The organism is Nostoc sp. DedSLP04 (assembly GCF_034530775.1).
Classification (GTDB): domain Bacteria; phylum Cyanobacteriota; class Cyanobacteriia; order Cyanobacteriales; family Nostocaceae; genus Nostoc.
The window spans coordinates 1-12,191 of the sequence record NZ_JAVRCL010000114.1 but is presented as its reverse complement, the minus strand read 5'-3'; the positions used below and the strand labels follow the sequence as shown (position 1 = coordinate 12,191).

Genomic DNA, 12,191 nt, shown 5'->3' with positions numbered 1-12,191 from the left:
CAAAGATGACCCGGACACCCACTCGATTCTCAAAGACCGCGCCACTGCTGATGATGAAGAGGATGTGCGACGTGCAGCCATCGAAGCATTAACCAGCAATTTCAAAGATGACCCGGACACCCACTCGATTCTCAAAGACCGCGCCACTGCTGATGATAATGGGAATGTGCGACGTGCAGCCATCGAAACATTAACCAGCAATTTCAAAGATGACCCGGACACCCGCTCGATTCTCAAAGACCGCGCCACTGCTGATGATAATGGGAATGTGCGACGTGCAGCCATCCAAGCATTAACCAAACACTTTAGAAATCAGCCTAAGTTGTTTGAAATTTACTACAACTGTGCTGTAAATGACTCCTTTGAAGATAGGCATAATTCCCCGTTTAATTCCAACCCTCGGCGCGTTGCACTGGAGATAATTATCAAGCAATTTCCTCAACATCCCCAGACTTTACCATTGTTGCGCGACAAAGTAGAGAATGACCCAGATCAGGAAGTGCGAAACTTTGCTCAACAGAAGTTGGCAGAATTAGAGAAGTAAAAGAGTGTATGAGTAAATATGAAATATACAATCGTTATTCAGTGGTCTGATGAAGATGAGTGTTTTGTTGTGAGTCTTCCTGAATGGGGATTTTGTCATACTCACGGAGATACTTACGAAGAAGCTTTCAAAAATGCTCAAGAAGTTTTAGAAATGCTGATTTAATCATCTTTGGCTGACGGTCAACTACCAGAGCCAAAAACACTAGAAAAGTCGTTAAAATAATTCGTAATACTTCGACTTACCTCGGCTTCGCTCGGCACAAGTCGCTCAGTATAAGTTCGTAATTCGTAATTTTTCAAATTAGAGAAGCATACGGCGATGCCTTCACGATAGGCATCGCGGATTTTAGATTTAATCTAATCTAAAATCCCAAATCGAGTTACCGATTCACCGCCGCTGCTTCTCTTGCTGCTGCTGCTTGATCTGGGTGAATACCCAAGCGGGTGAGATTAATGCGACCTTTATTATCAATTTCGCGCACTTTGATAATCACTTCATCGCCTACCGCTACTTCATCCTCAACTTTGCCAACGCGGTAGTCAGCTAGTTGAGATATGTGAATCATGCCTTCTTTTCCAGGCAAAAATTCCACAAATGCACCTATCGGTATAATCCGAGTAATGCGTCCGGCGTAGACATCCCCTTCGTGCAACTTGCGGGTCATACCTTGGATGATATTTCTGGCTCTCTTGGCCTTGTTCTCATCCACAGCGGAAATTGTCACGGTGCCATCATCTTCGATGTCAATTTTTGCACCCGTTTCCTCTGTGATGCCCTTAATAGTCTTGCCTCCAGGCCCGATGACCAAACCAATCATGTCTGAATCAATCTTGATTGTTAACAGACGTGGAGCATAAGGTGAGGTTTCAGTCCGTGGTGTGTCAATGCAGGCGAGCATTTTCTCCAGAATGTGCAACCGGGCTGCTTTGGCTTGGTGGACGGCTTGGGCTATAACCTCCAAAGACAAACCGGAGATTTTCATATCCATCTGCAAGGCGGTAATCCCGGTATCCGTTCCGGCAACTTTGAAGTCCATGTCGCCCAAAAAGTCTTCAATGCCTTGGATATCGGTCAGGACTCGTACTTCGTCCCCTTCTTTAATCAGACCCATTGCCGCGCCGCTGACGGGTTTGATAATTGGTACACCAGCATCCATCAGGGCGAGGGTGGAACCGCAGACTGAACCCATTGAGGTGGAACCGTTAGAAGAAAGTACTTCCGATACGATGCGAATCACGTAGGGAAATTGTTCTTTTGACGGTATCACAGGTATTAGCGCTCGTTCTGCCAATGCCCCGTGACCAATTTCACGCCTTCCTGGGGCCCGCATTGGCTTGGTTTCACCGACTGAGAAGGGGGGGAAGTTGTAATGATGCAGATAACGCTTGTGCTGATCTAGCTGCATGTCATCGTTGAGGTTTTGAGCATCCCCAGGTGTACCCAGAGTACAAGTGGATAATACCTGAGTTAGTTCTCGGTTAAATAAACCGCTGCCGTGGACTCGCTTTGGTAAGACATCAACTAAACAAGAAACCTGACGCACTTGATCGAGTTTACGACCATCAACGCGGACGTTATCTTCGATGATTTGTCGCCGCATGAAGTGTTTGGTAATATCTTTAAAAGTGTTACCAAGTGCCTTCTTATTTGCAGTTGCAGCAACTCGAATTGGGTCTTCTTCTGGCAGTTCGCTAATCGTCGCGGCAATTTCATCCTTGACGACATCTAAAGCTGCATCGCGTTGGGGTTTGGTGAAACTAAATTGAGACAGGATTTTCTTAATTTCGCCGCTGGCGCGATCGCGGATATAATTTTCTAGCGTTTGGTCTACTTCTGGTGGTGCTTCTTGCACTATTACTAGACCCAGTTCGGCGATTAAATCTTGCTGCGCTTTGATTAAGTCCCGCACTGCTTCATAACCAAAGTCAATCGCCTCAAGAATATCTCGCTCTGGCAACTGATTGGCTCCCGCTTCCACCATGATCACGCCATGTGGTGAACCTGCTACTACCAGATCCAAATCTCCAGCTTCGGTTTCTGCATAAGTGGGGTTAATAATGAAATCATCTCCCACTAAACCAACCCGCACTGCTGCCATTGGCCCATTAAAAGGAATTTGGGCAATCAGGGTAGCGATGGAAGCGCCTGTAACTGCTAACACATCGGGTGGAACTAACTCGTCCATCGACAGCGTTAAGGCAATAATTTGCAAGTCATCCCGCAACCATGAGGGGAACAAAGGACGCATGGGACGGTCTATAAGACGGCTGGTGAGAATTGTTTTTTCTGGTGGACGACCTTCGCGCCGCATGATCCCGCCGGGAATCCTACCTGCGGCATATAGCCTTTCTTCGTAATCTACAGTAAGGGGAAGAAAATCAATGCCTTCTCTGGCTTGCGATCGCGTAGCCGTCACTAAAACGGATGTGTCCCCTGATTCTATCAAAACCGACCCACCAGCCTGGGGAGCTAATAGGCCTACTTTCAGTCGAATATCCCTTCCATCGAAGGATATTGACTTATCAACTTCTGCCATTCAGTTTTTTTTCCTTCTCTTTCGCTATTCTCTTTCTGTGGCAATCCTAACATTTATGCCTTATGGCTGACTTGGGTTACATACAAAGATAAACAAGTCGTTCAACACGTGTGATACAAGATTAGCGCGTCTACTACCTGCCCATTCTCTAGCTTCGCCGCGCCCGGAATTCGCCCAATAATCTCAAATCCTAACGACTGCCAAAGTGTAATTGAAGGTATATTAGTCTCAAAGACCAAATTAAACATTACTGCTTCGTAGCCCAGGTTTGTTGCGATCGAAAGCATAGCCTCTCCCATGAACCGTCCTAAACCCTGACCGCGTAACTCAGGTTGTACAATAAAACCAGCGTTGCAAATATGGCTACACCGACCGGGAAAGTTTGGCTTTAAATAAAACGCCCCTAATATTTCTTTTGGCTTGTGTGTAGGATCTATAACAGATGTCCTGACAACAAAGGCATCCTTGCTTAACCAGTAAGCTGAAAATTCTGTAGGAGAGAGAGGTTGCTTTTGAGGATAGGTTTTACCTTCAAAAATTACAACATTGAGTAATGCTCTTACAACCTCGTGTTCTTGAGGATGCATATAATCCAGTTCCACTAACATCCCATTTTTTAAGACTTTAATTAGGGGAAAATTCATTATTAACAGTGTTTATGTGGAATAATTACTGAAATATTTATTATATGAGAATTTTAGACAATAAATCTTCTTGAGAAGATGCAAAAAGTAGAATAATTGTGATTTTAATTCTAGAGTTTTGGGAAAATCTGAGTAGTTAGCAAATGGCGATTTTACACTGTAATTGGTTACTAAAAAATCAAAATGGTTGTTTATTTATTTGGGGGGAAACTTGGCGATCGCCACGAGTGAATTTCGAGTCTAATGGATCTGGAGATATCCCAGTACATCCATTGGCAATGACATCAGTTGAGTTGAGTGAGTGGTTGCCTTCCCAGAACATGGCAATTACCAACTTCATTCAAAAACCTCAAGTTGCCATGCCTGCGACGGGCAAAGCGATCGCAACTACTAAGCGAACGCGCAAAGCCGCCAGCGCGCCTGAGATCGGTTTACCAACACACTCTCAAATCATTGCCCTACCAACTTATATCCCAGAAGGTAGCGATCGAGGAACAACAGCGATTTTCCCTGTACATTCTGCTAGCTTAGGGGAAAATACAGACTCCCCGCAATATTTGCAACCGTGGCGAGTTGAAGGTTTTTGTCTCAACCCCAGCGAAGCAGTAAAATTTCTCGCTGCTATTCCCCTAAATGCTGCGAAAGGGGAAGATGCTTTTTTGGGTGGAGATTTACGCTTTTGGTCGCAGGTTGCCCGATGGAGTTTAGATTTAATCTCCCGGTGTAAGTTTTTACCAACAATTGACCGAAAATCAGATGGTGCATTTGCTGCTAAGTGGCGAGTACTTCTAGATAGTGCAGTAGATGGAACCCGCCTAGAAAGATTTTCTGGGAATATACCGTTGGTTTGTCGCACTTATCAAGAAGAAGTGGGGGCTGGGGAGGAGTTTTCCCAATCCCTACTTTATGTAGACTTTCCCACAGAACCTCAAGAATTACTTTTGGGATTTCTCAACAGTACGATAGATGCCCAAGTGAGAGAAATGGTAGGTTCTCAACCTCCAATTGAAGCTAAGGCAATTGCATCTTTACCGTCTGGGGTGCGACAGTGGTTGCCAGCCTTAACTACTGCATCTCATATAGTCAATGCAGATGCAATTGAAGTGGAAAGGCTGGAAGCGGCACTGAAGGCTTGGACTATGCCGCTACAATACCAATTAACTCTTAAAAGTCTATTTCGTACCTGTTTTCAACTGCGTTCTCCAGAGTCTGGCGAAACAGATTGGACATTGGCGTATTTTTTGCAAGCGGCTGACGATTTAGAGTTTTTAGTGGATGCAGCAACTATTTGGAACAATCCAGTTGAAAGATTGGTTTATGAAAATCGGATAATTGACCAACCACAAGAAACATTTTTGCGAGGTTTGGGGGTAGCTTCCCGTTTATATCCAGCGATCGCACCCAGTTTTGAAACCGAATATCCCCAATTTTCTCGTATCACCCCCATGCAAGCTTATGAGTTTATCAAGGCTGTAGCTTGGAGGTTAGAAGACAGTGGTTTGGGAGTAATTTTGCCTCCCAGTTTAGCGAACCGTGAAGGATGGGCAAATCGTTTGGGTTTGAAAATTACTGCCGAAACCCCAAAGAAAAAGCAGGGGCGTTTAGGATTGCAAAGTCTACTAAATTTCCAATGGCAATTGGCAATTGGTGGACAAACTATTTCTAAAGCTGAGTTTGATAAACTTGTGGCTTTAAATAGTCCGCTAGTGGAAATTAACGGCGAGTGGGTGGAATTGCGCCCTCAAGATATCAAGACAGCCCAAACATTTTTTACCACTCGCAAAGACCAAATGGCGCTTTCCTTGGAAGATGCCTTGCGTTTCAGTAGAGGGGATACCCAGGTAATTGAAAAATTACCAGTGGTTAGCTTTGAGGCATCTGGGGCATTGCAAGAGTTAATTGGGGCGTTAAACAATAATCAAGCGATCGCACCTTTGCCCACACCAGCAGCTTTTAAAGGACAATTGCGACCTTATCAAGAACGTGGTGCTGCTTGGCTATCCTTCTTGGAACGTTGGGGCTTAGGAGCGTGTCTCGCCGACGATATGGGACTCGGTAAATGCGTAGCAAATGATACTTTAGTAAATGTAAATGGATTGTTACGCACAGCCGAGACAATCTGGACAACTCACGCTGGAGAAACAGACTTTGACGGTGAAGGATTTTGGGCTAACCCCACAAAGCAATTACTAGTTAATTCCATAGATGAAAAAACTGGCAAAATTGTCCAGGCTAATGTTAGGCGGTTGTATCGGCAGCAAGTCTGCGAGAAATTACGAAAAATTACCTTAGAAGACGGTAATAGTATCACTATCACTCATCGTCATAAGTTACTAACAAGTAAAGGTTGGACAAATAATTTACAGGTGGGCGATTACGTTTGTGTACCAAGTAAAATGCTCTGGAATGGACAACCACAAGACCCTGATTTAGTCAAGTTTCTTGCTTGGCAGATTGCTGAAGGGCATGAACTACCCGATGTGGGAAGAGTCACAATATCCCAAAAAGACACCAAAGTATTAGAGGATCTACTCCAGATTTGCCAACGCATTCAAAACCGCTATAACCTCAAAATTAACAGCCCTAATATCTCTACCTTCCCTAACAGAGTTTCTGCTCTTCGAGTTAACAGCCAAGCCTATCGGGGATTCTTAGAAGCTAAAGGTTATGTTTGGGGTAAGCTCTCGGCAGAAAAATCTATTCCGCCCTTCATTATGCAGGCAGATTTGGATAGTGTGCGGATATTTTTACAAAATTATTTTGATGCTGAATCTGCTGTTGTTTTGAGTATGGTAAGTATCGAAATTGCTACAGCTTCAGCTTTACTGATTCAGCAAGTTTCTGCACTGTTGCGGCGCTTCGGCATTTGGTTGCGAATATCGCCCAAACTGAAGTGTGCCACGAATGGAACTCGTACTTTACGCACCTACTATATTGGTGTAATAGGAGGAAATTCTGCCCGCAGATTTTTGCAAGAAATTGGTTTTAATAACTCAGAAAAACAGAGCAAATTAGAACAAATTTGTCAACTGGTCAGCAACACAAATATTGAAGGAATTCCTGCTTCTGATATTGTTGCTCAAACAGTCACGGCTACAGGGCTACCGTTGCGGCATTTTGGGATGCACAACACTGTTTACATTAATGGTTCACAGCAATTTTCTAGAGATAGCTTACAGCGAGTAATAGCTGGGATGAGCCAGATGATTAGTGGAGAAGCCCAAGAACAGTATCAGCTACTAAAACCTTCTAAGTGGACAACTCAAACTTTGTCAGCATATAGCAACCTAGATGTAGAACAGTTGAGCTTAACAAGACAGTCTTTGCAATGTCTTCTCGACCAAGAGGTATTTTATTGCCGGATAGAATCAATAGAGAACATAGATTATGATGGATGGGTTTATGACTTTGAAGTTAACGAACATCATAATTTTGTCGCTAACAATATTATTTGCCATAACACTGTGCAGTTCATTGCTTTTCTGCTGCACTTGAAAGAACAGGATGCACTAGAAAATCCAACACTGCTAGTTTGTCCAACTTCTGTTTTAGGCAACTGGGAAAGGGAAGTAAATAAATTTGCACCAAGCCTGAAAATTTTGCAATATCACGGTGACAAACGCCCAAAAGGGAAAGCCTTTTTAGAAGCAGTGAAAAAGCATGATTTAATCGTTACCAGCTACTCACTTCTTCATCGAGATATCAAGTCATTGCAAAGCGTATCTTGGCAAATAATTGTTTTAGATGAAGCCCAGAATGTGAAAAACCCAGAGGCCAAGCAGTCAAAAGCAGTCCGGGAATTAGAAGCGACATTTCGCATTGCGTTGACGGGGACACCAGTAGAAAATAGACTGCAAGAACTATGGTCTATTTTGGATTTTCTCAATCCAGGGTATTTAGGCAATAAGCAATTTTTTCAGCGTCGGTTTGCCATGCCAATTGAAAAGTATGGTGATACAGCTTCTTTGACTCAATTACGTTCATTAGTGCAACCATTTATACTGCGGCGATTGAAAAGCGATCGCGACATCATTCAAGATTTACCAGATAAGCAAGAAATGACCGTATTTTGCGGTTTAACTGGCGAACAAGCTGCACTTTATCAACAAATTGTCGAACAATCTTTAGTAGAGATTGAATCTGCTGAAGGATTGCAACGCCGGGGGATGATTTTGGCTTTACTAATCAAACTCAAACAAATCTGCAATCACCCAGCCCAATATTTGAAAGAAGCGACATTAGAGCAACATAATTCAGCCAAACTTCTGCGCCTAGAAGAAATGTTAGAAGAAGTTTTAGCAGAAAGCGATCGCGCTTTAATCTTCACACAATTTGCTGAGTGGGGTAAATTACTTAAACCCTATTTAGAAAAACAGTTAGGACGAGAAATATTCTTTTTATATGGCAGCACCAGCAAAAAACAACGGGAGGAAATGATCGACCGTTTCCAACACGATCCTCAAGGGCCACCGATTATGATTCTTTCTCTGAAAGCGGGTGGTGTCGGACTGAATTTAACACGAGCAAATCATGTATTCCACTTTGATAGATGGTGGAACCCAGCTGTAGAAAATCAAGCCACAGATAGAGTATTTCGGATTGGTCAAACCCGGAATGTACAAGTACATAAATTTGTCTGCACAGGCACTTTAGAAGAAAAAATTCATGACATGATCGAAAGTAAGAAACAACTAGCTGAACAAGTTGTTGGTGCTGGTGAAGAATGGTTAACTGAACTGGATACAGACCAACTTCGCAACTTACTAATACTCGATCGCAGCGCAGTAATTGACGAGGATGAAGGATGAAACTTAATGCAGACGAGTTAAATTCAGCACGTCAACATTTACTTAAAAAAGTCATTGATTATTTTATAGTGAAGAAAGGTGTTGAGGCTTTATTCGTTCAAGGATCTATAGCATCAGGGACAACCGATGAATTCTCTGATATTGATTTTAGAGTTGTTGTTCAACCAGAATTATACGAGCAATTTCTTGATGAGCGTTTTTCTGCTCCTAAATACTGGGGAGAATGGCTATACAACGAGTGGCCAGCAGGAATTCGATGGGTTTGCGTCTCTCACTTCCATCCATTCAATAAAATCGATGTCCTTTACTACCAGCCAGAGAATCTTCAGCCCTCCCCTTGGTACTTACAACCTGTTCAAGTTATTTACGATCCTAAAAAGTTAATACACCAAGTTATTGAAGCTTCTTCTGGCTTAGAGTTTACACTAGATGTTGATGAGGTGAATCGACTGATCGGCAAAGGGCTAGCACAAGCCGAGGAAGTATATCGTCGAGTCATGCGTGGAGAACTTTTCTATGCACAATCACTGCTGGACAATTTTCGCGGAAGCATGATGCAAATTGACGATTATTTCCTCAAAAATCCTTCTTCCATGTCTCCATCTGCTCACTTTGAACAGCGCGGCAGTCAGATGTTAATTGAGGTTCTAAAACACTCCTACCCTTCCCTAGATCAGACATCTATTCTTAATGTATTGAACGCTTTACTCAATAGATATCAATACCAAGTAATGAACCTTCACGACATGCTGCGGTTAAATCGAGATGCAAAAAATGATTTGCATTGGATTAATACACTCATTAATTTATCTGAGGGTAACTTTAAGTTTTGAAGAAACACTTGTAGCGGTATAGTCTTATTTCTATTATTTGATTTATAAATTCATAATTAATGACTGAATTTCAATATTATCCAATAATTTTAAAGGTAAAATCATGACTAATTACACATTACAAGCAAGTCGAGAATGGTGGTCACAACAATGGCTAGATTTGCTAGATTCCTATCGTTTTAAAAAGCGTTTAGAACGTGCGAGAAATTATGCTCGTCAAGGAAATGTTCTGAGCATCGAATTTAAAGGTGCAAAAGTATTGGCTAAGGTGCAAGGCAGTGAAGTAGAACCCTATAAAGTTTCCCTTTCCCTTGAACCATTTACCGATGAACAGTGGGGTTATGTAATTGAAACCATGTCACAAAGGGCAATTTTTGCTGCCAAGCTACTAGCAGGAGAAATGCCACAAAATATAGAAGAAGTCTTCACAGCTAATGGTCTTTCGATATTTCCATTTACCCTTGGTGACGTTCACAGTAAATGCTCTTGTCCTGATAAAGCAAATCCTTGTAAACACATTGGTGCGATATACTATCAGTTAGGCGATCGCTTCAGTGAAGACCCCTTTGTACTATTTCAATTACGCGGACGTTCCAAAGAGCAAATTATCAGCGATTTGCGTAAATTACGTAGTGCCAAGATTGAACCCAATACTACAGAAACGCCTGATGTTCAACAGTCAATTACTAATAACAAATATTCAGTAAAAATTGACTCTTTCTGGCAATACAACGAGCCACTAGAGTCATCTTTAGTAGTGATTGTACCGTCTAGCAGCGAGACGATATTAGATGTCTTGGGAGCGATTCCCCTAGCAAAGGAAGAGGAAAACGCAGTAAATTCAACTTCGAGTGATGTGGTAATGAAATATTTGAATACCGTTTACAGAGATGTAAGCCAGAAGGCTGTTTTAGCAGCGATGAATGTAGGAGGAAGTTGATAATAATTCGTAATTCGTAATTATGAATTAAATTGACTAGAATATTCTCGCCTTAAAACTTTATCCCTTTATTGGTAGAGTATTTACCAATTCTGAATTCTGACTCCTGATTTATTGTCCAAACTCAAGCCTAGCCTGTTCTACCAAATCAGCAGTCACAACATCTTGGCCGGCTTCACGAGCCAGCTGTTCAATTCTGGCTTTAGCTTGAGAGCGGACAAAAAAGGGAATATTTTGTAACTTTTCTTTAGCTTCAGATGTCCATCGCAAAGCATCAATAAAATTGGAATCGTTCATAGATTAGTTACCTTGGCAAGTCGCTCATTTTAATTAATAGATTACTAATTTTCCTATAAAAAAAGCCCTTGCTTTTATGCAAGAGCTTTTAAATTAATTGTCAGTGATGAAATAAACTTTACAACCTAATCTAGGTCGTCCATAAACATCACTGGCTCAGTATCACGGTTAATTCCTTTCTCAAAACCACCAGCCGCAGCCCGTGCGCGACCAGCGTGCCACAAGTGACCAACTAGGAAGAAGAATGCTAGTACGAAGTGAGAAGTCGCCAACCAAGCGCGAGGAGATACGTAGTTGAAGGAGTTAATTTCGGTAGCAACACCACCTACGGAGTTCAAAGAACCCAGAGGAGCGTGTGTCATGTATTCAGCAGCGCGACGAGCTTGCCAAGGCTGAATATCATTCTTGATTTTTTCCAAGTCAAGACCGTTGGGACCACGTAGAGGCTCCAACCAAGGGCCGCGGAAATCCCAGAAACGCATGGTTTCACCACCAAAGATTATTTCACCAGTTGGAGAGCGCATCAGGTATTTACCTAGACCAGTAGGGCCTTGGGCAGAACCGACGTTAGCACCCAAACGTTGGTCACGAATCAAGAAGGTCAAAGCCTGAGCTTGAGAAGCTTCTGGACCGGTAGGACCAAAGAATTCGCTTGGATAAACGGTGTTGTTAAACCAAACAAAGATTGAGGCAATGAAGCCCATCAGAGAAAGAGCGCCCAAGCTGTAGGAGAGGTAAGCCTCACCAGACCAGATGGATGCACGACGCGACCAAGCAAAAGGCTTGGTAAGAATGTGGAAAATACCACCAGAAATTAAGATAAAGGCAACCCAGATGTGACCACCGACCACATCTTCTAAGTTATTGACGCTGACAATCCAGCCTTCGCCGCCAAAGGGAGACTTGATTACATAGCCGAAGATAACTGCTGGGTTCAATGTCGGATTGGTAATAATCCGAACATCACCACCACCTGGTGCCCAGGTATCATACAACCCACCAAAGAACATTGCCTTTAACACTAAAAGCAATGCACCGAATCCCAAAATAATCAAATGGAATCCGATGATGTTGGTCATCTTGTTCTTGTCTTTCCAGTCGTAACCAAAGAAAGAAGAATATTCTTCTAAGGTTTCTGGACCGCGAACGGCATGATAGATACCGCCAAAGCCAAGGACGGCTGAGGAAATTAGGTGGAGTACACCGACAACAAAGTAGGGGAAAGTATCGATAACTTCACCACCAGCACCAACACCCCAGCCCTGAGTGGCGAGGTGAGGTAACAGGATCAAGCCCTGCTCGTACATGGGCTTTTCAGGAATGAAGTGAGCGACTTCAAACAAAGTCATCGCTCCAGCCCAAAATACAATCAAACCAGAATGGGCAACGTGAGCACCCAGTAGTTTGCCAGATAGATTGATTAAACGCGCGTTACCAGACCACCAGGCAAACCCGGTGGATTCTTGGTCGCGTCCAGCGCCGCCTAAGATATTTGGTCTATTAGAGAGCGTTACCACGTGGTAATACCTCCTCAGGGAATACAAATTGTTCGTGGGGTTGATCTTGAGGAGCCATCCAAGCGCGGA

At 43.0% G+C, this 12,191-nt stretch carries 9 protein-coding genes and 1 pseudogene; 5 read left to right on the top strand and 5 right to left on the bottom strand.

Translation table 11 applies throughout. The features are described 5' to 3' along the window. A partial coding sequence (locus RMX89_RS33910) for a HEAT repeat domain-containing protein (RefSeq protein WP_322692069.1) occupies positions 1 to 544 on the top strand: 544 nt, incomplete at its 5' end. 18 nt (positions 545 to 562) lie between these two features. Then, the gene (locus tag RMX89_RS33905; RefSeq protein WP_322686912.1) at positions 563 to 709 is read left to right on the top strand and encodes a type II toxin-antitoxin system HicB family antitoxin; all 147 of its coding nucleotides are present in this window, start codon (positions 563 to 565) and stop codon (positions 707 to 709) included. 217 nt (positions 710 to 926) lie between these two features. Here RMX89_RS33905 and RMX89_RS33900 read toward each other — a convergent pair whose 3' ends face one another. Further along, complete coding sequence (locus RMX89_RS33900) at positions 927 to 3,083, bottom strand: polyribonucleotide nucleotidyltransferase (protein ID WP_322692068.1); 2,157 nt, start codon at positions 3,081 to 3,083, stop codon at positions 927 to 929. A 101-nt stretch (positions 3,084 to 3,184) separates the two neighbouring features. Next, positions 3,185 to 3,727, bottom strand: coding sequence for an N-acetyltransferase (locus tag RMX89_RS33895; RefSeq protein WP_322692067.1), 543 nt, complete (start codon positions 3,725 to 3,727; stop codon positions 3,185 to 3,187). Between the two features lie 143 nt (positions 3,728 to 3,870). On the opposite strand from RMX89_RS33895, the gene RMX89_RS33890 reads away from it, so the two are divergent. From RMX89_RS33890 to RMX89_RS33880, 3 genes are all read left to right on the top strand, one after another. Continuing rightward, positions 3,871 to 8,535, top strand: a complete 4,665-nt coding sequence (locus tag RMX89_RS33890; RefSeq protein ID WP_322692066.1) for an SNF2-related protein — start codon at positions 3,871 to 3,873, stop codon at positions 8,533 to 8,535. Beyond that, positions 8,532 to 9,368: a nucleotidyltransferase domain-containing protein gene (locus RMX89_RS33885; RefSeq protein ID WP_322692065.1), complete on the top strand. Its 837-nt coding sequence runs from the start codon at positions 8,532 to 8,534 to the stop codon at positions 9,366 to 9,368. Before RMX89_RS33890 ends, RMX89_RS33885 begins: the two co-directional genes overlap by 4 nt. Positions 9,369 to 9,471: 103 nt before the next feature. Continuing rightward, a complete protein-coding gene (locus RMX89_RS33880) occupies positions 9,472 to 10,308 on the top strand; it encodes an SWIM zinc finger family protein (RefSeq protein ID WP_322671258.1) in 837 nt (278 codons plus the stop codon). Positions 10,309 to 10,419: 111 nt separating this feature from the next. On the opposite strand, the gene RMX89_RS33875 is transcribed toward RMX89_RS33880, so the two are convergent. The 3 genes and pseudogenes from RMX89_RS33875 to RMX89_RS33865 form a co-directional block, all read right to left on the bottom strand. Then, positions 10,420 to 10,605, bottom strand: a complete 186-nt coding sequence (locus RMX89_RS33875; RefSeq protein ID WP_322671257.1) for a PCP reductase family protein — start codon at positions 10,603 to 10,605, stop codon at positions 10,420 to 10,422. Positions 10,606 to 10,730: 125 nt separating this feature from the next. Further along, positions 10,731 to 12,122 (bottom strand): photosystem II reaction center protein CP43, encoded by a 1,392-nt coding sequence (psbC, locus tag RMX89_RS33870; protein ID WP_322671256.1) that lies wholly within the window; start codon positions 12,120 to 12,122, stop codon positions 10,731 to 10,733. After that, positions 12,106 to 12,191: pseudogene (locus tag RMX89_RS33865) on the bottom strand (photosystem II protein D2); the annotation flags it as partial. The pseudogene RMX89_RS33865 and the gene psbC, both read right to left, overlap by 17 nt.